This window comes from Bacillus sp. FSL R5-0512 (assembly GCF_038593295.1).
GTDB lineage: Bacteria > Bacillota > Bacilli > Bacillales > Bacillaceae > Bacillus > Bacillus safensis.
Genome location: NZ_CP151982.1, coordinates 2,646,939 through 2,670,907 on the forward strand (window position 1 = coordinate 2,646,939; position 23,969 = coordinate 2,670,907).

24 protein-coding genes are annotated in these 23,969 nt (G+C 41.8%); 9 read left to right on the plus strand and 15 right to left on the minus strand.

The annotated features are described in order from the left end of the window. Positions 1-46: 46 nt before the first annotated feature. Together NSQ25_RS13580 and pepV are read right to left on the minus strand one after the other, a co-directional pair. Positions 47-673: a Type 1 glutamine amidotransferase-like domain-containing protein gene (locus NSQ25_RS13580; protein WP_326136142.1), complete on the minus strand. Its 627-nt coding sequence runs from the start codon at positions 671-673 to the stop codon at positions 47-49. Between the two features lie 28 nt (positions 674-701). After that, positions 702-2,102 (minus strand): dipeptidase PepV, encoded by a 1,401-nt coding sequence (pepV, locus tag NSQ25_RS13585; protein WP_326136141.1) that lies wholly within the window; start codon positions 2,100-2,102, stop codon positions 702-704. Between the two features lie 94 nt (positions 2,103-2,196). Between pepV and NSQ25_RS13590 the strand changes: the two genes are divergently transcribed. Beyond that, positions 2,197-3,495: an NCS2 family permease gene (locus tag NSQ25_RS13590; protein ID WP_034279487.1), complete on the plus strand. Its 1,299-nt coding sequence runs from the start codon at positions 2,197-2,199 to the stop codon at positions 3,493-3,495. Between the two features lie 372 nt (positions 3,496-3,867). Then, on the plus strand, positions 3,868-4,089 hold the full coding sequence (locus NSQ25_RS13595; protein WP_008356419.1) for a DeoR family transcriptional regulator: 222 nt from the start codon (positions 3,868-3,870) through the stop codon (positions 4,087-4,089). A 69-nt stretch (positions 4,090-4,158) separates the two neighbouring features. Here NSQ25_RS13595 and NSQ25_RS13600 read toward each other — a convergent pair whose 3' ends face one another. Together NSQ25_RS13600 and NSQ25_RS13605 are read right to left on the minus strand one after the other, a co-directional pair. Beyond that, entirely contained in the window at positions 4,159-4,875 is a 717-nt protein-coding gene (locus NSQ25_RS13600; RefSeq protein ID WP_046312109.1) for a pseudouridine synthase, read from the minus strand. 16 nt (positions 4,876-4,891) lie between these two features. Next, entirely contained in the window at positions 4,892-6,514 is a 1,623-nt protein-coding gene (locus tag NSQ25_RS13605) for a polysaccharide biosynthesis protein (RefSeq protein ID WP_326136140.1), read from the minus strand. A gap of 175 nt (positions 6,515-6,689) precedes the next feature. On the opposite strand from NSQ25_RS13605, the gene NSQ25_RS13610 reads away from it, so the two are divergent. The 4 genes from NSQ25_RS13610 (at position 6,690) to NSQ25_RS13625 (ending at position 10,066) form a co-directional block, all read left to right on the plus strand. Next, the gene (locus NSQ25_RS13610; protein ID WP_034279477.1) at positions 6,690-7,961 is read left to right on the plus strand and encodes an NAD(P)/FAD-dependent oxidoreductase; all 1,272 of its coding nucleotides are present in this window, start codon (positions 6,690-6,692) and stop codon (positions 7,959-7,961) included. Beyond that, positions 7,958-8,155, plus strand: coding sequence for a hypothetical protein (locus NSQ25_RS13615; protein ID WP_024424878.1), 198 nt, complete (start codon positions 7,958-7,960; stop codon positions 8,153-8,155). The genes NSQ25_RS13610 and NSQ25_RS13615 overlap by 4 nt, the downstream gene beginning before the upstream one ends. A 140-nt stretch (positions 8,156-8,295) precedes the next feature. Then, positions 8,296-9,828: a BCCT family transporter gene (locus tag NSQ25_RS13620; RefSeq protein ID WP_034279475.1), complete on the plus strand. Its 1,533-nt coding sequence runs from the start codon at positions 8,296-8,298 to the stop codon at positions 9,826-9,828. Positions 9,829-9,958: 130 nt separating this feature from the next. Beyond that, positions 9,959-10,066: a CbrC family protein gene (locus tag NSQ25_RS13625; protein ID WP_231122773.1), complete on the plus strand. Its 108-nt coding sequence runs from the start codon at positions 9,959-9,961 to the stop codon at positions 10,064-10,066. Positions 10,067-10,110: 44 nt separating this feature from the next. On the opposite strand, the gene NSQ25_RS13630 is transcribed toward NSQ25_RS13625, so the two are convergent. The 7 genes from NSQ25_RS13630 to NSQ25_RS13660 form a co-directional block, all read right to left on the minus strand. Continuing rightward, positions 10,111-10,293 carry a sporulation protein Cse60 gene (locus tag NSQ25_RS13630; protein WP_024424881.1) on the minus strand — a complete coding sequence of 61 codons (183 nt, stop codon included), beginning with the start codon at positions 10,291-10,293 and terminating at the stop codon, positions 10,111-10,113. Between the two features lie 100 nt (positions 10,294-10,393). Beyond that, positions 10,394-10,705 carry a rhodanese-like domain-containing protein gene (locus NSQ25_RS13635; RefSeq protein ID WP_065214504.1) on the minus strand — a complete coding sequence of 104 codons (312 nt, stop codon included), beginning with the start codon at positions 10,703-10,705 and terminating at the stop codon, positions 10,394-10,396. Positions 10,706-10,759: 54 nt separating this feature from the next. Further along, complete coding sequence (locus NSQ25_RS13640) at positions 10,760-11,443, minus strand: YesL family protein (RefSeq protein WP_326136139.1); 684 nt, start codon at positions 11,441-11,443, stop codon at positions 10,760-10,762. A gap of 24 nt (positions 11,444-11,467) precedes the next feature. Continuing rightward, positions 11,468-12,757, minus strand: coding sequence for a Gfo/Idh/MocA family oxidoreductase (locus NSQ25_RS13645; RefSeq protein ID WP_326136138.1), 1,290 nt, complete (start codon positions 12,755-12,757; stop codon positions 11,468-11,470). A 17-nt stretch (positions 12,758-12,774) separates the two neighbouring features. Continuing rightward, the gene (locus NSQ25_RS13650) at positions 12,775-13,299 is read right to left on the minus strand and encodes a lipoprotein YteS (protein ID WP_326136137.1); all 525 of its coding nucleotides are present in this window, start codon (positions 13,297-13,299) and stop codon (positions 12,775-12,777) included. Then, on the minus strand, positions 13,296-14,408 hold the full coding sequence (locus tag NSQ25_RS13655) for a glycoside hydrolase family 105 protein (RefSeq protein ID WP_326136136.1): 1,113 nt from the start codon (positions 14,406-14,408) through the stop codon (positions 13,296-13,298). The genes NSQ25_RS13650 and NSQ25_RS13655 overlap by 4 nt, the downstream gene beginning before the upstream one ends. Positions 14,409-14,426: 18 nt before the next feature. After that, complete coding sequence (locus tag NSQ25_RS13660) at positions 14,427-15,392, minus strand: sugar ABC transporter permease (protein WP_024424886.1); 966 nt, start codon at positions 15,390-15,392, stop codon at positions 14,427-14,429. Positions 15,393-15,623: 231 nt separating this feature from the next. Between NSQ25_RS13660 and NSQ25_RS13665 the strand changes: the two genes are divergently transcribed. After that, positions 15,624-17,924: a helix-turn-helix domain-containing protein gene (locus NSQ25_RS13665; RefSeq protein ID WP_034280716.1), complete on the plus strand. Its 2,301-nt coding sequence runs from the start codon at positions 15,624-15,626 to the stop codon at positions 17,922-17,924. A 38-nt stretch (positions 17,925-17,962) separates the two neighbouring features. On the opposite strand, the gene NSQ25_RS13670 is transcribed toward NSQ25_RS13665, so the two are convergent. Then, positions 17,963-18,334, minus strand: coding sequence for a winged helix-turn-helix transcriptional regulator (locus NSQ25_RS13670; RefSeq protein WP_003217763.1), 372 nt, complete (start codon positions 18,332-18,334; stop codon positions 17,963-17,965). A gap of 155 nt (positions 18,335-18,489) precedes the next feature. On the opposite strand from NSQ25_RS13670, the gene NSQ25_RS13675 reads away from it, so the two are divergent. Both NSQ25_RS13675 and NSQ25_RS13680 read left to right on the plus strand, forming a co-directional pair. Beyond that, the gene (locus tag NSQ25_RS13675; protein ID WP_070326309.1) at positions 18,490-19,677 is read left to right on the plus strand and encodes an MFS transporter; all 1,188 of its coding nucleotides are present in this window, start codon (positions 18,490-18,492) and stop codon (positions 19,675-19,677) included. Positions 19,678-19,687: 10 nt separating this feature from the next. Further along, positions 19,688-20,530 (plus strand): aldo/keto reductase, encoded by an 843-nt coding sequence (locus tag NSQ25_RS13680; protein ID WP_034279459.1) that lies wholly within the window; start codon positions 19,688-19,690, stop codon positions 20,528-20,530. A 45-nt stretch (positions 20,531-20,575) separates the two neighbouring features. Here NSQ25_RS13680 and NSQ25_RS13685 read toward each other — a convergent pair whose 3' ends face one another. The 3 genes from NSQ25_RS13685 to NSQ25_RS13695 form a co-directional block, all read right to left on the minus strand. Continuing rightward, complete coding sequence (locus NSQ25_RS13685) at positions 20,576-22,075, minus strand: extracellular solute-binding protein (protein ID WP_070326308.1); 1,500 nt, start codon at positions 22,073-22,075, stop codon at positions 20,576-20,578. A gap of 25 nt (positions 22,076-22,100) precedes the next feature. After that, positions 22,101-22,961, minus strand: coding sequence for a carbohydrate ABC transporter permease (locus tag NSQ25_RS13690; RefSeq protein ID WP_087976618.1), 861 nt, complete (start codon positions 22,959-22,961; stop codon positions 22,101-22,103). Between the two features lie 219 nt (positions 22,962-23,180). Continuing rightward, positions 23,181-23,933: an NAD(P)-dependent oxidoreductase gene (locus NSQ25_RS13695; RefSeq protein WP_070326307.1), complete on the minus strand. Its 753-nt coding sequence runs from the start codon at positions 23,931-23,933 to the stop codon at positions 23,181-23,183. Positions 23,934-23,969: the final 36 nt, after the last annotated feature.

Consider the following 23,969-nt stretch of genomic DNA (forward strand, 5'->3'; position numbering starts at 1 on the left):
AAGGAACAGGGCGATGAATCCCTGTTCCTTTTTCTTCATTTCACGGTTAAGATGCTTTGACAGATTTCACTTCAGCCTGTTCCCCTCTGATAAGTAAAGCCTGTTCATCAGTAAGCGGACATAAATCAAGCGTCTGCTGATGCTTCTCTGTGATTTGCTGCGCAGCCTCGCCTAAATAGGCATTATGCATATGAGGTACTGGATAGCAGCTTATTTCATTGACACCTTGAAATGATGAAAGCTCCGGTGCCTTCTTTTGATCATCCATCAGAGAGATATATTCAATGCTTGGCGCCATGATAATACTCCCAGCAGACTCTCCGATGTACAGCTTGCCGTTGTTGATTTCTTCTTTCAACACGTCATCGAGACGATGCTTTCTTAATTCCTGCAATAAATAAAACGTGTTGCCTCCTGACACGTAGATCACATCATTTTGTTTGATCATTTGCGAGATCTCTTCAGCGGACTGTTTATCTATCTGCACAGTCTCAAGCAGCATCCCTAATTGCTGAAAGGCTTCCTTCGCTGCCTCTACATAGTGCGTGACTTCTTCTACAGCACTTGCCGTTGGAAAGAAAGTCACGCGCTTCCCTTTTAAAGATTCACCCGCAAAGTCACACAAGAGAGAATAGCTGTCTTTGAATGAAGAGCATAAGAACATTTTTTTCACTATGAATCCCCTCTTCTCTTTTCCATTTCTATTTTGCTAATTCATACATGGCTTGTGCATAAAGAGCTGTTGCTCTCAGTAAGTCATCAATTTCAATATATTCATCCTTTTGATGGGCGCAGTCTGGCCTGCCAGGAAATAAAGGTCCAAAGGCAACGCCTGCTTCTAAAGATCTTGCATACGTTCCTCCCCCAATGGCAATAAGGGTTGCAGGATCTCCCGTTTGTTCCTCATATACCCGCTGCAAGGTTTTCACAAGCGGATGATCTTTTGAGACGTGGTGCGGAGGGCTATCTTCGAATTTTAGCAGGGCTGCCCCTTTAATGCTTTCAATTCCTTTTTTGACGTCCTTGCCGTCTGCTGTTACTGGATAGCGGACATTTAACCCTAGCTTTGCTTCCTCATTCTGTTTATAGCGGATTGTCCCAACATTCAACGTCAAATCTCCACTAATCTCATCTTTGCAAGCAATTCCCAGCTTTTGTCCTCTTGTATCTTGATCAAATAAAGCGTTGATTTGGGAAGTAAAGGCAAGTCCCTGCTCATCTAATTCGTGTCCGCATAAGAAATTCGCCATATGAATGCCCGCATTTGTCCCATGCGCCGGCTCCATGGCATGTACGGACACCCCTTTTAATGTAAAATGCAGTCCATCTGCTGCGCTTTTTACCTCGCCAGATAATTGATGATCAGCAAGATAGGCTTCGAAGGCTGTTTTTAATGATTCAGCATCGTGTTCCTGTGCAGCAGTCATAGTAGCAGCTGCCTCATCTGGTACCATATTGAGCCTCATACCCGATGTAAATTGCTTCAGCGTATAGCGCGGATGATTCGCTGTTTGTTGATATGTAAATGACACAACCGCATCAATGATCCCTTTTTCCGCATGAATAATCGGAAAATCGGCATCTGGTGCAAATCCAATTTGCGGCATTGGCTCATGCTTGAAATAATGATCCACACAGCGCCAATCACTTTCTTCATCTGTTCCAATGATCATTCGGATTCTTTTCGTCAGCTGCAGACCAGAATCTTTTAAGATCTTCAGCGCATAAAATGCCGCCATTGTTGGGCCTTTGTCATCAATAGCCCCGCGTGCAAAGATTTTATTTTCTCTGATGTCAGCTGAAAATGGCGGGGTTGTCCAGCCGTCACCAGCAGGCACCACGTCCACATGGCAAAGCACACCTACAATGTCATCGCCTTCCCCATATTCAATATGACCCGCATAGCCGTCGACATTCTTGACTGTGAAGCCTTCGTCTTCCCCTTTTTTCAGCATATACTGCAGGGCATCATCGACTTTTTCACCAAATGGCTTCCCTTCTTTGCCGCCTTCTTCATCAAGGACACTTTCAATTTGTAAAAAAGATTGTGTGTCCTTGATCAAATCGTCTTTTTTTCGTATTACTTCAGCTTCCCAATTCATTTTTCCATTCCTCCTTGAAAAAAGGTTGCAATCCACCCTTAAAACGAATATTATATTAATTGTTTTGTAATAATGTTCGTAAATGGAGGATTTTATGTTTCAGTTAAAAGAAAATCAAACCAACATAAAGAAAGAAATAATCGCTGGTATGACGACATTCTTTACTATGGTCTATATTGTTGCCGTCAACCCGGGAATTCTTTCAAAAGCAGGTATTCCTTTTGACCAAGTCTTTACTGCAACAATCATCGCTGCTGTTGTCGGTACGCTCTGGATGGCACTATTTGCAAACTATCCGATTGCCATTGCACCAGGCATGGGGCTGAATGTCTATTTCACCTTTACCGTTGTCGGCGGTGGCGGCATCAGCTATCAAACAGCGTTTAGTGCGGTATTTGTTGCTGGTATACTCTTTATTATTTTATCGTTAACATCCCTTAGAAAACAACTGATTCAAGCCATCCCAGATAATTTAAAGTACGGCATTACAGCAGGAATTGGGCTTTTCATTGCGTTCATCGGCCTCCGTCAGTCTGGGATCATCGCTGCTGATCCAGAAAACCTTGTGAAGCTTGGCAATTTAAGCTCGCCTGTTGTCATTTTAACGCTTGTCGGCTTAATGATTTCGGTTATTTTAATGGTTCTGCAAATAAATGGTGCACTGTTTATCGGTATGTTAGCAACCACATTGATTGCGCTCGCAACTGGCCAGCTTCATTTCCCTAAAACGCTGATGGACATCCCTGCACTGCCTGAAGGCATGCTGATTACAAATCCAATCTCTGCCTTTGGTGACGTGTTCTCTCATCATTTGTATGCCGTCGTCTTCTCCTTCTTACTGGTGACGATTTTTGATACAACAGGCACGATGATCGGCGTTGCAGAACAAGCCGGATTAATGAAAAATGGCCAGCTGCCAAAAGTGCGCAGAGCCCTGCTCGCTGACTCGGCTGCAACGACGGTTGGTTCTATGTTTGGTACAAGCCCAACCACTGCTTATATTGAATCATCATCAGGAGTTGCTGCTGGCGGAAGAACTGGGCTGACGTCTCTAACGGTCGCTGCACTGTTTATTGTGGCATTATTTTTTGGCCCGCTCGTTCAAGCGATTTCTTCTTTACCATCCATCACATCACCTGTTTTAATCATTGTTGGCTGTTTGATGATGAACTCAGTGTCACGCATTCGCTGGAACGAACTAGACGAAGCATTCCCTGCTTTTCTTGTCATTCTTTCGATGCCGCTGACTTCTAGTATTTCTACAGGGATTTCACTTGGATTTATTTCATATCCGCTTGTGAAATTGGCGAAAGGGAAATGGAGAGAAGTACATGTGCTTGTTCTCATCTTTGCGGTCTTATTTTTCATTCAGCTCTTTTTCTTAGAAGGATAACAGAAACAAAAAAGGCACATCCTCACATGGAATGTGTCTTTTTGCTTTTCACTGAATTTTTTATTTTGTAAATTTTCTGTGTTTATTTTTCGGACATTTGAAAATGTCAGCTCCAATCGCATCCCTTATCATTATTGGGTTGTAACCGGATTCAAATCATGATATATACCATATTTCATTTCATGAAGACAAGTTTAAAAACACGTAAAGTTGACTTTTTGGTGGAACTAGATGCATAATAACGTGTATAATAGAATAAAACATTAACAAACACGAACATTTACCATTGTTGCATGTCCTTATTTCGCAGTTTTAGTGTAGTAAGTTGTGGTTAGTCAAGTCCATCCGATCTTATTGATAGGGAGTGGTTTTTTGAAACCTTCAACAAACCGTATGATGACTCGAATCAAATCAGTCTATATGTTCATTCAAGAGAAAGGTCTTGTGACGACACAAGAGCTGGTTGATGAATTCGGGATCACACCTAGAACCATTCAAAGAGACTTAAACGTGCTTGCCTATAACGATCTTGTTCATAGTCCGAGCAGAGGCAAATGGGAAACAACGAGAAAAAAAGTAAAAATATCATCTTAAGCGTATAATGAATTGTCCATATAACAAAAAGAACCGGCGATATGCCGGTTCTTTTCTTTTGTTCTTATGTTATTCACGATTCATTAAGCTGTCTAATTCTTCATCCGTCAATTCACGGTACTCTCCAGGTGCTAGATCTTCATCTAAAGAGACAGCCCCCATCGAGAGCCTTTTTAAAAAGATCACTTCATTTCCCACTGCTTGCGCCATCAGCTTCACTTGATGGTACTTCCCTTCAGTAATCGTTAAACGGATGCGTGTATCTTCGTCTTCATTCGCATCTACTTCCACCTTCGCCGGCTTCGTGTGATAATCATCTAAGATGACAACGCCCTCTTCAAGACGCTTAATGTCTTGATCTCCTAAAGGATATTTCAAATGAACCTCATACGTTTTTGGCACATGCTTTTTTGGAGAAAGTAATTGATGAGCAAGCTGTCCATCATTTGTGAGGAGAAGGAGACCGACCGTATCCTTATCCAGTCTCCCCACAGGGAATGGCTCCCTTGCGATATCCTCCGGCTCAAGTAAATCGACTACCGTTTCATCCCGCAGATCTTCAGTTGCTGAGATCACCCCGTCTGGCTTGTTCATCATTAAGTAAATGAATTCTTTATATTCTACACGCTCTCCGTGTACGAGCACTTCATCATTTGATGGATCAACATGATCTTTCACCTGCTTTGCCACTTCTCCATTCACTGTGACCGCCCGGGCCTTGACAAGCTTTTTCACATCTTTTCTTGAACCAAAGCCGCTGTTAGCAAGTAATTTATCAAGCCTCATGAATATCTACCTCTTCTTAACTCTTTTTTCTTAAAAATTTCGGCATACGGCTGCCAAGTACACGCTCTAGTAATCCCACCTTATAAGACAAGAACATATACACACCGCCGCCAGTGATCATGGAAATCAAAATGACGATACCCGCTTGTACAATTCCGCCTTCATAAAAAATCACTTGGCTCACAAGTTGACTTGTCACATATGCCACGACAGCCATGATCGCCGTTAAAATACCAATGAGAATAAAACGTTTGAAAATTCTGCGGAACGAATAGCCGGCATGGCGTTTAATCATGATAAACATATACAAGATGGACGCACTGTAGCCTAATGCTGTTGCAAGTACAGAACCATTTCCTTGCAGCCAGCTGATCAGCGGGATGTTCAGAACCGTTTTAATAATGATCCCTAACAAAAGACTGACGATGGCAAATTTTTGTTTGTTGATCCCTTGCAGAATCGCTGCATTAATGGTGAATAAAGAAAACAATAATGCAACAGGTGCATACCAGAACAAAATGGAGATCCCAATCTCAGGATGAACAGACGGATAGAAAAACCAATAAACCGGTCCAGCCAATGCAGAGATACCAAATGAAGCAGGCAGCACGAAAAATAAAATGACTTGCATCGTCTGATCAATTTGTCTATTGAGCAGCTTGTAATTACGTGCTGTAAATGATTCCGTTATCGTCGGAATCAAGGTTAAGCCAAACGCTGTTGCAAGTGACACAGGAATCATCACGAGCTTCGGTAAATATAACGTCACAATGGACAATACCGCTGTACTAATATCCTGATGTCCTGATGCAATCATGGCTCTGTTAATTGTGTTTGTATCGATATAAGAATAAATTGGAATCGCAAGTCCAACAAATACATACGGCGCTGCATAGCTAAACAGCTCTGTAAACATTTGCTTATAAGATAATTCAGAGTGAGAGCCTGTATTCGGCTGCATAGCTAAGAGTCGGTCTTTCCGCTTCAGCCAATATAAATAAAGCGTGAATAAACCGCCGAATGCACCGATCAGTGCGGCAAATGTTGCATATCCGACAGCAATGACAAGCCCGCCGTCAAGCACCTTTAAAATAATAAACGTCGCCGTTAATAGGAAGATGATTCTGACAAGCTGTTCAATCACTTGGGAAACAGCTGTCGGCCCCATCATGGAGTGTCCTTGGAAGAACCCGCGTACAAGACTCATGATCGGTACAACCAAAAGACCTAAGCTGACCATTCGAATCACATATACTACTTGATCGACAGTCAAACCGCCTGTTTCATTTGATCCGCCAAGCTGAATTTTGGCAAAAATCGGTGCGGACAAATATAAAATAGAAAAGGCGATAATCCCGGTGACAAGCATGACCGACATACCCGCCCTGAACATTTTTCTTGTTGTCTCATAATCGCCGATCGCATTATATTTGGAAACAAATTTTGATACCGCTGTTGGAAAACCAAGCGTAGCAATACTTAAAAAGATCGTATATTGATTGTATCCATATTGGAATAACGCTCCACCAGTTGCTCCAACCATTGCGCTAAATGGAATTAAATAAATCATACCCAGAATACGAGAGAGATACGTCCCTATCGTTAAAACCAACGTACCACGAAGCAGTTTATTAGACATGCGCTTAACCACCATTTTTCTAATGAATATTCAACTTAACTATTTTACCACATCAATTCAACACACAGGTAACAAATCCAATACGGAAGTCACAAAACCAATCAATTCATATTTCAGCCTTCCCTAATCTTCGATATAATAGAAAAATGACTGAAAGTAGAAAGAGGAATGTAACATGAAACATTATGATGTCATTGTCATTGGCGGCGGACCTTCTGGGCTGATGGCCGCGATTGCATCAGCAGAGCACGGCGCTACTGTTTTGTTAATTGACAAAGGAAACAAACTTGGCAGAAAGCTGGCCATTTCTGGCGGCGGACGCTGTAACGTCACCAATCGCCTTCCAGTAGAAGAAATCATCAAGCATATACCCGGAAACGGCCGTTTTCTATATAGTGCATTTTCTGAGTTCAACAACGAGGATATTATTTCGTTTTTTGAAAACCTTGGCATTGAACTAAAAGAAGAAGACCATGGACGTATGTTCCCTGTCTCAAACAAAGCACAATCTGTTGTGGATGCCCTTCTAGACAGGCTCCGAGCCCTCAATGTCACCATTCGAACGAACGAAAAAATTAAAACAGTTCTGTATCAAGACGGACAAGCAGCTGGAATTGTTACAAATAATGATGAAAAAATTTCAAGTAAGTCTGTCGTCATTGCTGTCGGCGGAAAAAGTGTGCCGCATACCGGCTCTACTGGCGACGGCTATGCATGGGCAGAAGCAGCCGGTCATACCATTACAGAGCTCTTCCCAACAGAGGTACCGGTCACATCCGATGAACGATTTATTAAAGAAAAAGTGCTTCAAGGTCTTTCTTTAAGAAGTGTGGCTGTCAGTGTTTTAAATAAAAAAGGGAAACCCGTCGTCACACACGTCATGGATATGATTTTTACTCACTTTGGTTTATCAGGTCCAGCTGTTCTTAGATGCAGTGGATTTGTTGTGAAGGAATTGAAAAAACAGCCGAGTGTACGTCTTCAAATTGACTTATATCCGAAGCTGAATGACGAGGAGCTGTTCCAAAAGCTTCATCGCGACCTAAAAGATGAACCGAAGAAAGCCATTAAAAATGTCCTAAAGTCTTGGATGCAAGAACGCTATTTATTGTTTCTGTTAGAACGGAACGGGATTGATCCACAAGACACATTCTCTGGTCTAGCCAAGGATAAACTGCGTGCATTTGCCCATGATTGCAAACATTTTATTGTGCATGCAAATGGTACGCTATCCTTGGACAAAGCGTTTGTGACAGGAGGCGGCGTTTCTGTGAAGGAAATTGAACCGAAGAAAATGGCGTCTAAAAAAATGCCCGGTCTTTATTTCTGCGGAGAAATTTTAGACATCCATGGCTACACAGGCGGCTACAATATCACATCAGCACTTGTGACAGGCAGGCTTGCCGGCATGAATGCTGCACTAGAAGCAAAGGAGAGAGATCAATGATCAGACGTGCATTACCGATTGTTCTTGCGGTCGTTATCAGTTTGACAGCTGCTGTTTTCTTGAAGCTGTCCATTACCCCGTTAAAAGTCGCCATTGTTTTGGCGTTTACCATTTTCGCAGTATGTTTAAAAGAATATGTCTACCGTCTTCGTAAACGAATTGAGGAAAAATCGTCTTCCCATATCGATAGTTGATAAATGAAAGCAAAACATGTTACGGTAAAGTAGAGGTCGAGTGAGAAGCTCGCCTCTTTTTGTTTGAAATAAGTTGAGTTAGGGGATATTAAGCGAAGTCCTCTGCTTAAACGTGTAGAACAACAGGAGAGTGAGATGGTGTGAAAAACGTATCAAGTGTATTTTGGATTGTGATTGCGATCACATTTGTTGCCGTGATGTGGGGAGCGTTTTCTCCAGACACATTGCAAAATGTCACAGATCAAATTCAAACATACATTACAAATGACTTTGGCTGGTATTACTTGTTAGTGGTATCACTGCTTGTCGGCTTTTGTCTATTCTTTATCTTTAGCCCAATCGGTAAGATTACGCTAGGAAAACCCGGGGAAGAGCCTGAATTTGGTTTATTTTCTTGGTTTGCTATGCTATTTAGTGCCGGTATGGGAATTGGTCTTGTTTTTTACGGAGCAGCTGAACCGATCAGCCACTATGCTATTCAGTCACCAACAGGGGAGACTGAAACAGCTCAGGCCTTCCGCGATTCCCTTCGCTATACATTTTTCCACTGGGGGCTTCATGCATGGGCTATTTATGCCATTGTTGCACTTTGCATTGCTTACTTTAAATTTAGAAAAGATGCACCTGGCTTAATCAGTGCAACGCTGCAGCCCGTTTTAGGAAATAAAATTCACGGATGGATCGGTAAAACCATCGATTGTATTGCGGTATTTGCAACTGTGGTTGGTGTTGCAACAAGCCTAGGATTAGGCGCGGCACAAATAAATGGTGGATTGAATTACCTTTTTCATATTCCAATTGCCTTTAGCACACAATTGATCATTATTATCATTGTGACAGTGCTTTTCCTTGCATCTGCTTTAAGCGGGATTGGAAAAGGCATTAAATACTTAAGTAATATCAATATGGTATTAGCAGCTGTTCTGATGTTTTTCTTACTTTTGGTAGGTCCAACTGTTTTTATCTTAAATTCTTTTACTGATTCGATTGGACAATACTTATCCAATATCGTTCAAATGAGCTTTCGTCTATCTCCCAATGATCCTGAAAAGAGAGAATGGATTAATGGATGGACGATCTTTTATTGGGCATGGTGGATTTCTTGGGCTCCATTTGTCGGGATCTTTATCGCTAGAGTGTCACGCGGGCGGACAATTCGTGAATTTTTAGTGGGTGTCTTAGTCGCTCCTTCCATCCTAGTATTCCTATGGTTCTCGATTTTCGGTGTATCTGCAATGGACTTACAGCAAAAGAATATTGTCGATGTTGCAGGTCTTTCAACTGAAACGATGCTCTTCGGTGTACTGAATGAATATCCGCTGGCGATGATTACATCGATACTGGCACTCATTTTAATCGCCGTATTCTTTATTACATCGGCTGATTCAGCTACATTTGTGCTTGGAATGCAGACAACCTACGGATCATTGAACCCTTCTGGCAGTGTCAAAGTCAGCTGGGGCATTATCCAATCGGCTGTTGCTGCTGTGCTTTTATTTTCAGGGGGACTTGAAGCCCTGCAAAATACAGCCAAGCTCGCAGCCTTACCGTTCTCCGTTGTCATTATATTGATGATTGTCTCGCTGTATAAATCACTAAATGATGAACGAAGAATCATCAAACAAACCAATCAAGTCAATAAACCAAGAAGTCCAAGAGTAAAAAAAGCATAATCGCAAGCGAGAAAAAGCCGTTCCTTATCCGAACGGCTTTTTTCTATATATACAATTTAAGATTGTCGCGAGCTTGAGGATTCCTTTAAAATAGTGATGAATCATCACTTTCTACATAATGGAGGTTTATATGACGTTACCTATGTTCAAGTACAACCCAGATCCAGTTTCGTTAAACGTGATCAAAAAAGAGCATACGACATGTCCTGTTTGTGAGAAAGAAAGAGACGCCAGCTAACCAAAGAAAAAGGACCCTTCAAGCAGGTCCTTTTTTGAAGCCGTCTATTTTTTATATAAAATGAGTGCAGAAAAACAGTAGAGCTGTTCCCCTCCCTGCTCACAGATCACCGCTACATTGTACTTGATGTCAATGATTTGGTCGTCATCCATTCCTTTTAAAAAATGATTGATTTCACTCTGCAAATCTTTCTCATGCTCTTCATCAAATACAGCTACCTTTAGCACCTATGCCACTCTCCCTTCTCTCGCTACTCTATCTTTATGCAAATAGAAAGAGGCATATGAACAAAAAAACCTTTCATCGTTAAGATGAAAGGCCTTCTATTTACAGCTTCGGTTTTGTTTCTCCTGTCCAAGCAAGCATCCCGCCAACGACATTTGTCGCTTGGTAGCCTTGATCTTCTAGGTAATAGCAGACATTTTCACTACGTTTACCAGAACGGCAAATAATATAATATTCCTGCGTTTGATCGAATGCATCCAGCTTCTCAGGGATATCGCCCATTCGAATGTGGATGGCTTCCGGGATCATACCTTCTGCTACCTCTTCATCCTCACGTACATCGATAAGCTGAATGGCGTCTTCCTGCTCCAGCTTTTGTTTTAATTCTTCTATTGAAATTTCTTTCACTGACACGACTCTCATCTCTCCTTTTCATTACAGTGACACCATTATAGCAAATGATTCACTTCACTGCGTATTCACCCGCTTTGATTGAAGGAAAGACGGCAGCCGCTTCTTCATTTCGGCTGTCTCGTACTCAATTTCAAACTCTACCTTTTTAAAAACTTGATAGGCCAGCCACATATGACCGTAGGCGAGTATGCTTACGCTGAAAAACGGCACGATTCCTGGTAAATAAGCAAACAGAACAAACAGCACAGCCGAGAAAACAAGCATAGAGAGTGTATATTGCAAGTATGAGATACCGAGCAGAAGAGAGAATTTCAGATAGAGACGTTTTTTCCAATCGTAATGCGCAAGTAGCGGAAAAATATAAAATAAGCTCACAATAAACAGAAAGCCGAAAATATATATAGCAAAGCGAAGCACATGTAAGAGCCAGCTCGCCGGATAGATATAAGCAAGGTCGACATAAATAATCGTTCCAATGATGCATAGCACCACTCCAATGATGTTAGAGCGTATAAACTCCTCCCTGAATACCTTCCAAAAAGTGCGGAATACATTGACCTGCTCATGCCCTTGAATCCACTTTCTCATCACGGAAAATAACGCAGTGGTCGCAGGCATCAAGCCAAATACGCCAAGCCCCAGGATGGTGAACAAAAGCCATAACAAATTCGTATAGGCGAGCCTCATCACCCACTCACACATCCTCAGCATTCTGCTCATTGAACCATCATGATCCATCTCTTTCCCCTCCTCTCTTTCTCTTTACACCGTCTCTTTATGGAACAATTCATCGATTTCAATTGGGCGCTTTTCTGCGACAGAGCGCCACATGCCTTCCCCAAGAGCAATCGAATAAGCACCAGCCTCTGCTCCTGCTAAGATGTCATAGTGAATCAAGGGATCTTTTCCTATAAATAAATCAGCCAAAAGCAGAGGATCTCCTCCGCCATGTCCGCCTGGCTGCTTTACGACTTCAATCGTCTCCTTTGATCCAAACATCGGGTAATAAGAAATTGTTTGTTCTGGGAATTGAAAAGGAATTCTTGATGGCACATGAAACTCATTTGTTTCAATACGCCCCTTCGTCCCATTAATGGCAAGACGATAGCCTTCATATGGGGCTGAGAATTGAATCGAATAACTGAGCAAAGCCCCTTGGTCATAAGCGACTGACGCCACATATGTATCCTCAATATCAATTTCCTGATCAAAAATGCAGGCATCAGGGCGATAGTTTGAGTACTGCTGCGTTTGCTCCTGACCGGATTCAATATGGTCGTCCTCCACCTTCGAGCGCTCAACCCGCGGATTCCACCTTGCTTCATAGTGACATATATCCTTCACATGACATGTTCCGCAAAATCTATTTTCCTCCCCCTGCAAGGGATTCCAAGGGCTTTCGCTGCCGTAATAGTTCAGCGCCCCGTAAGCAAATACTTGCTTCGGCTTTTGATCAATCCACCAGTTGACCAAATCAAAATGATGCGTCGACTTATGAATGGACAGCCCGCCAGAAAATTGACGTGTGCGGTTCCACCTTTTGAAATAACTAGCACCATGGTACGTATCAATGAGCCAGCTCAGTTCAACAGATGTGACCCTTCCAATTTTCCCGTCTAAAATAAGTTCTTTTACTTTTCGATGGAAAGGATTGTAGCGATAATTAAAGGTGACCGTGACCTTCCCTTTACTTTCCGCCTCTTTTTCCATCACTTTTTTGGCGTCTTTTGCTGTTGTCACCATCGGCTTTTCAGTGATGACATCTAGATCATGGTCAAGTGCCTGCATGATATATGTGACATGTGTGTCATCCCTGCCTGCCACAATGACGATATCTGGTTTTGTTTCTTTGACCATCTGATCAAATGCATCTTCATGAAAAAACGAAACGCCCCGGAGTGACGGAAAACGCTCCTGACAAAGTATATACCGCTGATGATCTATATCTAGGAGCCCTGTAATCCGATAATGCTCATTGAAATCCTCTATGAGCGGTTGAATAAACATATTGAACGCACGATGACTCAGCCCGCAAATCACGACCCGTTTCACATTCCCCACCCCATTTTCTATTGGTTTTCACGAAGCTGTTTCATAAGAGACAGCGCCTCTTCCGTCTTATCAGCATACACGGGAATGAAAGCGACCATATCCCGGTGTAATTGAAAGGTATAGCCGTTGAGTTTTTTCTTTCCTTTATTGATTTGAACCGCATAATCGACCGTTTTCCCTGTCTTTTTGTCCTCGACCGTATATGGTCCTGCTGCTTGACCGCCTATTTCCATCTCTTCAAGCAGCTGAAAGCTTTCAGGATCATCATATGTTCTGAACATTTCTTCTGGAACAAGCATCACGTCCCCCTCTTTTGAGGTAATTTCAACAAGAAGCTTTTCAGGAATCGCCGGAAAGATGTGGACGCTATACGTCTCTTGTTCCGGCTGAAAAGCCTTCGCCACTAATTGATCCTTCATCCCCTTTGACATATCAGAAAAAATCAGAACATCGATCCCGTTTGTTTTCCCCTGACAGGCAGATAAACAAAGGGCAGAGATGATACTGATGAGCCATACGGCGGCTCTTTTTTGCCTCCTCATGCCTTTTGAAAAACAGACAGCTTTTCTAGCTCAGTTAACGCCATAATAAAAGCGCCTGCCCCGTGCAAGTCATTAGTGCTCCGCTCTCTTCCAACGTAGTAATCATAAAATCCCGCAGATGTTCCAATACAAATATCATTGATGGTAAAATCACCATTTTCTTTCTCAGCCGTCTTATGCTGAATCAAGCCTTGATATGCTCTGACCACATGATCAACATAACGGAGGCTCACATACCCTTCATTCATGGCCTTTGCCATGGCATACATGAATAAACACGATCCCGAGCTTTCAAGCCAATTGTCACTGTGATTTCCTTTATCAATGATTTGATGCCAGAGACCTGTCTTTTGATCCTGGTACTTTGCCACACTTTCCAGCATGTCTGTCAGCGTTTCCTTCCACACCTTCCGCCTTTCATGATGCTCGGGCAAGTCCTCGATCATATCTGCTAATGCAAGGACATACCAGCCAAACGATCTTGCCCAAAACTCTGGGGAACAGCCGGTCTTTTGATCAGCCCATGGCATCGTTTTTCGTTCATCCCACGCGTGATAATACAGACCTGTTTGTTCATCTTTCGTATGCTTTCTCATGAGATGCTCTTGATGGATGACCATATCCACTAGTGACTCTTCACCTTTAAGCTGTGCATACTTTAAGGCAAAAGGACCGCCCATGTAGAGACCATCGAGCCACATTTGATAAGCATAATTGTCTTTATGCCAAAATCCGCCCTCAGACGTGCGGTTTAGCGTACGATATAGTCCGCGCAGCTTCTCCGCCGCCAGCACATACCGCTTCTCTCTCGTTCGTTCGTAAAGAGGGAATAAAATGAGTCCTGCTTGAATGGCATCAAGCTCATCCCTGCGAAATAACAGATTACCGTACTCATCAATGAGGGAGTCCGCATAGTTTTTCACATAATCGAAATACGCCTCGTTCCCTGTTGCCTCATATAGCTTCATGACGCCGCAAAGGAAAACGCCTTGATGATAATGCCATCTTCCAGCTGGCGGCAGCTCAATTGGTGTATACGCTTTCATAATGGTTTGTGCTAATTTCTCTGCATGCTCAAGCGGTGATCCCTTTGCAATCGATAAAGTCATTCTTCCTCATCTCCCTTTTTAATAAATACCTTCTTCCCCGAATTTCTTCGCTAAACGGTTTGCCAGCATGACCAAAATAAGTCCAACAGCTGCTTTAAATAAACCAACAGCGGTACTATAGCTGAATTGTCCTTGCTTAAGACCTGCTGTATAAACGTACGTATCAAAAATCTCTGCTACTTCCCGGTTCGTTGCGTTCAGTAATAGATAGACATGCTCAAAGCCAAGCTCAAGCGTATCACCGATTTTTAAAATAAGCAGAACCACAATGACACTTTTAATGGCAGGAAGTGTGATGTGCCACATTTGTCTCAGTCTCCCGGCCCCATCCATTTTTGCTGCTTCATATAGCTGCGGATCTACCGCTGTAATCGCCGCAAGGTAAATGATTGTTGACCATCCTGCTTCCCGCCAGATGACCTGTAAAATGTACATCGGTCTAAACCATTCCTGACTAAGAAGGAAGTTAATCTTTTCTCCACCAAAGAAAGCAATCAATTCATTCATTAACCCGCCATCTACTGTTAACAAAACAAAAGATAAGGACACGACAATCACCCATGACATGAAGTGAGGAATGTAAATCATCGTCTGTACAAATTTCTTAAACAATGCCAATCTCACTTCGTTTAAAAGAAGCGCTAATAAGATCGGAATTGGAAAGAAAATCACGACATTCATGGCAAATAAAATCAGTGTATTTTTTAATAAGATGAAAAATGTTGGTTCTGTAAACAATCGAATAAAGTGTTTGAAGCCAACCCATTCACTGCCAAGAATGCCGAGAAACGGCTGGTAATCTTGAAAGGCAATGATGAGCCCCCACATTGGCACATATTTAAAAACAATAAAATAAATGAGCCCCGGCAAAATCATTAAATACAAAAACTTTTGACTTAGCAATTGATTAAGTAAGCGCTTTCTTTTTTCACTTTTCAAAGCTGCCGCAGGCACACCCTTGGCAGTGACATCCTCTGTTTTCATTGATAAAGCCTCCCCTCATGCTAATGCATGTGTTAACTGTATCTTAAGGATGAAAAATCCGTCTACAATCATATCAACAGATCATATTTTCATAGGTGATGCTGATCAAAACGTTACATAAAACATAAGAAAATGATCCTAATCTCAGAAAATGATTATTGACAAACCTACCAGATTTTTGGATTAATAAATTAAGGGGAAAAGATTGTTTTGTTTGAAATGGGGGGTTTTATGAAAAGAAGGCAGTACAAATTTTATTACAAGCTAGTGACGTTTTTTTTCATACTTAGTACGATTCCTGTTATCATTGTCGGCATTTTTTCTTATCAGCATTCGCAAAAAACAGCACTTGAAAATATCTCAAATGAAAAGCTCGACAGCGTCAAACAAACGCAATCCAATATTGAGCATATTTTAAAAACTGTTGATCATTCTCTCACTCACTATGTCAGTTCGCCGCCTCTCCTTCAAACACTGGCAGAACCTTTAAATCCAGACCAATTTCAGCTTTATAATCAAGTACAGCAGGAACTGAACTACCTGCAAACCTTTGACACCGACCTTTCCAATATTACACTCGTCAGTAAAATGGAAGACTGGTACATGAACAATTCGGGGCTTTATCATGTCACAAGCGAAGACCAAGAAAAAGCGCTGACCTCTTACCTCAATATACCAAGTCACTCCAGCTGGGCACTTGAAGAGAATAATCCACTTGTTGCGACAAAAGAAGGAAAAGCATCCTTTTGTAAGTACAATGTGAATTTAATCAAACAACTGCCTATGAACAGCGTTCAAAAAAAGGGAATCGCTGTCGCCAGCATTCCAAGCTGCGTAATTGCTGATAACATGCCTGACTTCTCTCAATCAGATAGTATGTTTGTCATCGATACCAACGGAAAAGTGCTGCTACATAACCGCAAAGAACAAATTGGGGAATCGCTGAAACATCAGGATTTCGTCAAGCATGTGCTCTCACTTGAAAAACGATCAGGGCAATTTGATATGAAGATCGACGAACTCAACTATCAAATCACATTTCAAAAATCAGATTATAATGAATGGACGTACCTATCCTTTGTTTCTATTCCAGAACTTAAGCAGCAAACGAAATCAATTGGGTGGATTACCTTTATTATCTGCACTATTTTGTTAGCGCTTTCATTACTATTTTCATGGTTTGGTTCCAGACACTTTTATAAACCAATCCGCTTATTATACGAGTCATTTGCACGTAATGAATCATTTTTGCAAAAACAGCCTTTTCAAAATGAATTTGAGTTGATTGAATCGAGTATTAAACAAATGAAAGATCAAAACAATGATTTAGAGGAACGGATTGAGCAGCAAGTGACACACTTACAGCAATACTTTATGGTACGGCTGCTGCTTGGAAAGCTGACAGATGAAGAAGTTAACAACCGGTTCCAAAGCTTAGGCTTTCCTCAGGGCTGGTCTCATTTGTCTATGCTTGTGACCCAAATCGATACGTTAAAAGGAACACCTTATGAAAAAAAAGATGCTGACTTGCTTTTATTTGCGATCAATGGACTGATCGAGCAGATTATTCCGCAAGAGGAGCACCTTCAGCCAACCGTTGTCAATCAGCATCAAACGACGATTATCCTCAACCACTCAAAGTCAGATGAAGAGTTTACTGAATATTTAAATCAATTAGCAGAAAGCATTCAGCAGCGTATTGAAGAAGAGCTCGGTTTATCGATCAGCATTGGGATCAGCCGCCAGTTTAAGGAGCTCACGATGGCAAAACATGCTTACATTGAAGGAAAAGAAGCCTTAAAATACAGACTCAAAGCAGAGAAAAAGTCCATTATCTTATATGAGCATATCCAGCAAGGAAAGACGTTCAAAACCCATTTTCCAAAGCAGCTGCAGCATGATTTATTTGATGCGATGAAAGCTGGCGATCAAGGCAAAGCGGATCACTATTTACATGTGCTCCTGCAATCCATTTTTTCTAAAAATGCAGGACCGCACGAATATCATATTGCCCTCGCTCGTTTTTTAAACAATTTAATTGAGCTGATGCATTTGCTGGGCATTGAATTATTTGAGGTCGAAGATAACAAAATGCTCTATGATACGATTTTTGAATTTAAAACCTTTGAAGATACGGAAGCATGGCTGAAACATGAAATCATTCGGCCAATTATTGACCAGCTTGCTGCACGTGAAGACTCACAATACAAAAACATCTCAGAAAAAATCATTCATATCATTCATCAAGAATTCGACTCAGATCTCACATTGGATGAAATCGCCACACGTCTGCATTACAATCCCAATTATTTAAGCAGCATTTTCAGAAAGGAAATGGATATCTCCTTTAGTGAGTATCTCTCTTCCTACAGACACCATGTCGCTAAAAACTGGCTAGTAGAAACCGATATGTCCGTCAAAGAAATTTCGGAAAAACTGAAATATAAAAACCCGCAAAATTTCATCCGGTCCTTTAAAAAGCTGGAAGGTACTACTCCTGGGAAATACCGCGACCAGAAAAAAGGCATGTAAGACAAAGAGTCCCGCTCTCACAAGAAAGCGGGACTCTTTTATTTAAACTGTTCATTTAAGATGCTGTCTTCCAGCACGGAAAGCGGCTCTCCATACACACGTTCAATATGAGCTGCCCCCCAATCGCATAGCGCATTGAGAATTCTTTCGAGCGACTGTCCGTATTCACTTAATTCATATTCCACTTTAGGCGGCACCTGTTCATAGACGATCCGGTTAATGACCCCATCACTTTCAAGCTCTCTCAGCTGCTGCGTGAGCATTTTTTGTGTGATGTTTGGCATGAGCCGCTTCAATTCGCTCGTCCGTTTTTTCCCGTGTGTCAAATGACATAAAATCACACACTTCCACTTCCCGCCTATGACCTCAAGCGTTGCTTCCACAGAGATATTATATTTTTTCTTTTCCATCGAATGTTCACTCCTCTTTGTACGAACAGGCACTTTTTAGTACCTATATTACAAAAAAGTACGTACTTTTTTTTTCGTCATCTATGTTAGATAATAACTCTTGCCGATCGGCTTCGTCTATCAAAATGTCATCACAGAAGGATGTGAACTTACTTATGAAGAAAAAGCAAAACCATTTTGCTCTTCTCGCACTAGCGATTAGTGCTTTTGCTATAGGAACAACTGAGTTCATTAGTGTCGGTCTTTTGCCAATGATCTCAGAGGACTTTGGAGTGAGCGTCAGTCAGGCAGGCTGGACTGTCTCTTTATATGCACTTGGTGTGACATTTGGCGCGCCTATATTGACTTCCCTTACTTCCACGATGAAAAGAAAGACATTGCTTTTGCTCATTATGCTCGTCTTTTTGATTGGTAATACACTTGCCACCATTGCCCCGACTTTTTCAGTGCTGTTAATCGGCCGAGTGATTTCAGCCTTGTCCCATGGAATCTTCATGTCCATCGGTTCTACAATTGCTGCAAGCCTTGTCGTGAAAGAAAAACGGGCAAGCGCCATTGCCTTTATGTTCACTGGTTTAACAGTAGCGACTGTGACAGGTGTGCCATTCGGGACATTTCTTGGTCATGAGCTCGGCTGGCGGACATCATTTGGTGTGATTGTGATCATTGGTCTGACCGCACTGATAACCAACTATTTTCTTGTGCCGTCTCAATTAAAGCAGGGGGTGAAAACATCTTTTAAGGATCAAGCTGTTCAATTAAAAACAAAAAGAATTTTGCTTTTATTCGTCATTACAGCCACAGGGTATGGAGGAACCTTTGTCGTCTTCACGTATTTATCTCCTCTCTTGCAGCATGTGACAGGTCTTGCGCCTGGGGCTGTGGCCTTGATCCTGCTTTTATACGGAATCACGATCGCAGCCGGAAATGTCATTGGCGGAAAAGCTGCTAATGAACAGCCAATGAAAGCACTGATCTATATGTTTATCATCCAAAGCATTATCTTGTTTATCCTTAGCTTCACTGCTGGATTCACAGTGTTAGGCATTGGAACCGTCATGCTGATGGGACTGTTTGCTTTCATGAATGTACCTGGGCTGCAAGTAGCCGTCGTTGATTTTGCAGAAAGATACACACCCGGAGCGGTCGACGTCGCATCTGCTATGAATATCGCTGCCTTTAATGCCGGGATTGCCATTGGCTCATTTTTAGGAGGCATCGTGACAGATACACTTGGTCTTGTGCATACAGGCTGGGTCGGCGGCATCATGGTCCTCATCGCAGCCATTCTTACGATGATCAGTTATCAAATGGAACAAAAAGAACAAACACAAACCATTTAAAGGAGTTTTTATGATGGAACATTTACAAAGTACAAAAACATTAAACAATGGGGTCCTCATGCCAGGCTTTGGCCTTGGTGTATTCAAGGTGGAAGATGGAGCAGAATTAGTTGATGCTGTCAAAACAGCCATTCAATTAGGCTATCGCAGTATTGATACAGCGGCTATTTATGGAAATGAAGAAGGTGTTGGACGAGGCATACAGCTTGGTTTAGCAGAAACAGGACTGCGCCGCGAGGATATCTTTGTCACATCAAAAGTGTGGAATGCCGATTTAGGATATGAATCTACCCTAAATGCATACGAAGAAAGCTTAAAAAAGCTTCAGCTTGACTACCTTGATCTGTATTTAATCCATTGGCCGGTTGAAGGAAAATACAAAGAAGCTTGGCGTGCACTGGAAACCTTGTATCGTGAAGGAAAGGTCAGAGCCATCGGCGTGAGCAACTTCCAGCCGCATCACCTAGACGAACTATTAAAAGATGCAGACATCAAACCAGCGATCAACCAAGTAGAATTTCATCCAAAACTAACGCAGGAAACACTCTCTACGTATTTGAACTCTCATGGCATTCAAATGGAAGCTTGGTCACCGCTGATGCAGGGTGAACTGCTGCATCACCCGCTGATTACAGAGCTCGCAGACACATACGGTAAAACACCTGCTCAAATTATTTTGCGCTGGGATGTACAAAAAGGTGTCATCACCATCCCAAAATCAACGAAAGCACATCGTTTAAAGGAAAACGCTGATATATTTGATTTTGTCTTATCTGATGAAGATATGAAACGTCTTTCTGACTTAAATGAAAACAAACGTATCGGTCCAGATCCAGATAACTTCGACTTTTAATGAAAACACCCCCGCTTTTTTGCTTTGCGGGGGTGTTCCTATTGGTCATTTTGATTTTTTAAAGGAAGCTTCATATTCTTCTATGATTTTATTCCCACCATTGGATTTCCACTTCTCTACATCTTTCTTAAATTGATCTTCACTGATGTCTCCAAGAATGAACTTATAGGTCGCATCATCGATGATTTTCTTCAATTCGTTTCCACGCTCTGATGCTGTTTCTGAATACAGGCTTTCAGCAGGATTGGCAACGATGATGTTTTGATTGTCTTCTTCTAGCTCTTCATATTTAGAACGAACTGCATCCCCTTTATTTTTCAAGTAACGTTTATCAATTCCTACAAGACTGACAAGCGGCTGTACATCTGTCTGCCAGCTTTTCACTTGGCTTTCTTCCCTGACAAATGTATTTCCTTCTTCTTTCTTATAATGCTGGCCATCTATACCGTACGTCATGAGACCATATACATCTTCTTCGGCAATGCGGTCAAAGAAGGCCAAAATCCGCTTTAATTCTGCCTCTGATTTCACGCTTGTTTTAGGGAATGCGAAGATGCCATTATGACCACCTGATGCCCACACACGTTCTTTGCCATCTGGGCCCTTGATTCGGTTGATAATATCTACTTTCATGTTTTTATCTGTCGCATCATCTCTCAGGTTCACGGCATCTACCATATTTCCAACATAGATGCCTGCTTTTCCTTGTGAGAATAATTCCTGCTGCTGTGTTTTGCTTGTCACTGGGAAGTCTTTGTTAATATAGCCATTGTCACGCAGCTTTTTCATGTATTTCATTGTATTCATGTACTCATCTGTCATAAAGTCTGGCGTGAATTTCCCGTTTTCTTCTTTCCAGTCTGTGGGCATTCCTTCATATGAACCAAGTGTTTTAAATGCGCCATAAATTAAATCGTTCCGATCCGTAAAGCCAATTGTATCCGCTTTTCCATTTTGATTCGGGTCTTTTTCAGTAAAGGCTTTGGCTACTTCATATAGATCATCCAATGTTTTTGGTGTATCCAAATTTAAATTTTCAAGCCAATCCTTTCGAATGACAATCCCTTGTCTTGAAAGTGGTCTCTCTCTATAGATGCCATAAAGCTTCCCGTCTATAGAGGCGTTTTTATTAATCAATTCGTTCATCTTACTTAAATTTGGATAATCCTTTAAATACGGACCGACTTCCCAAAACATGCCTGATCTGAACGCATTAATCGCAGACGAATTTTTAATGTCTTGAATCGTCACAATTTGCGGCAAATTCCCTGCTGCAAGTGCGGAATTTAACCGATCTTCCTTCACAGCATCAGGCACCCATGTAATATCAAGCTCTGTATTTGTGAGTTTTTCAATCTCTTTTAAAACGGAATCCTTCGGCGGCTGCTGATGATATAAAATCGCCATCCATGTCAGCTTTACCTTTTTGTCTAGATCAACCTTCTCATCTGATGAGTTTGCCCCTTTACTTGAACATGCTGACAGAATACCGCTTGCTGCAAATAACAGGACAAACGCAATCAGCCATAATTTCTTTCTCCCCATAAGATCCCTCCGTTGTTCCTTCTTTTTAACCCTTTACAGAACCTAGTAATGCCCCTTTGTTGAAATGCTTTTGAATAAATGGATAGACAAGCAGAACCGGAATGGTTGCCACAACGATCACAGCCATTTTAATCGTCTGGTCTGGCGGTGGTGTGGATGAGCCCATATCCGACATATCTCCCTGCATTCCGCTTGAGACAATGACAATCTGTCTCAGCAGCACCTGAATCGGCCACTTCACTGAATCATTTAAATACAGAATGGCAGTCATATACGTATTCCAATACGTCACGGCATAAAAAAGTGAAATGGTTGCAATGGCTGGCAAAGAAAGTGGCAGCACAATTTTAAAGAAAATCCCTAAATCGTTACAGCCGTCCATCTTCGCTGATTCCTCAAGACTTGCTGGTATGTTTTGAAAAAAGTTTTTCAAAATGATTAAATTGAACGCATTGATTGCAACCGGTAGAATAAGTGACCAATACGTATCAAGCAGACCAAGTGTTTTCACCACAATAAACGTCGGAATCATCCCTCCGCTAAACAGCATCGTGAAAACAACGAGAAACATCAGTGTTCTCCGGCCTTTTAGCTCCTGGCGAGACAGACCGTATGCCATAAGCGAGGACAAAAACATGCTGACAGCTGTTCCAACGAGCGTCACAAGAATGGACACAATGAGGCTGCGATACACAATATCTGTAGAAAAAATATACCGATATGCCTCTAAAGAAAACGTCGTCGGGAACAAGATAAACTTCTTCGTGATGACCTCTTCTACTGTTGCAAAAGAGGCGGCAATGACATGGATGAACGGAAGCACACATATTAATGCGAACATGAGTAGAAAAGAGTAATTAAATAAATTGAACAATCGGCCTTTAATAGAACGATCTATGTTCATCACGCCCTTTCTTTGAAAGCGTTATCATTTCATCTGAAAGTAAGCTGCAGCCTGTGACGATATCGTGATTAAAATGTAACAAACGGGGGAAGAAAGCGTCTATAATCATTTTGACAGACCAACTGGATAGATCATATCAGCCGTGCTTTTATGCTCATGAAACAAAAGAATAAGATCATTAGCTCATGACATGATTATGCCCTATGCTTGATCATTGTCTCCGAGGATCTCCGTCGTATTGACATCTGGTTCATAGCCTAACTCCTGCTTCGTTTTCTCAGTAGACCACGGCTTTTCTTCATTCTCTGATACAGCATAATAGGTCCCAAAGGAGATATTCGTTTCAATCGCTGCCTTTATCATACCTGTAAGATCCTCGTGTGACAGCAGAGTTCTTTTTGTTCTTTGCTTTTTGTGCAATGCCTTCATCTCATCTGTTACAACTGTTCCAATTCTTAAATTGATGACAGACATTCCCGATTGATCGTGGAACAAACGTCCCAGCTGTTCGGAAGCAAACTTTAATATGCCATAGACATTTTTAGTCGCAGGCACATCGTCAGTTGTAATCTGCCGCCCAAGTAAGGAGCGTCCATCCTCTTCATAACGATCCGTCACATGGTTGCTGCTTGCAAAAATGACTTTTCGTATGCCATGCCGGGCGGCTGAACGAAACATATAATAGGTACTCCTCCAAAAAATATCAGTCATTTTTGCAAATTCTTCATGATCCATCACATCATGCGTCATGTCCATGTTTAGAAGATGCAAGATGACATCTGTATCCCGCGGAATTGCCTCATATACATTCTGTTCATTCGCTGCATCGGCTAAAATGACTCCTTCTACACAGCTCGTTAGATCAATAATCGTGACGCTGTACTCATCAGAGAGCGCTTTTGTTAAAAGACGTCCAATCACACCGCATCCGCCAATGATGGTGATTCTTTTCATCTGTCTCCTCCTTTCTTTTGACGTAGTATGTCCAAG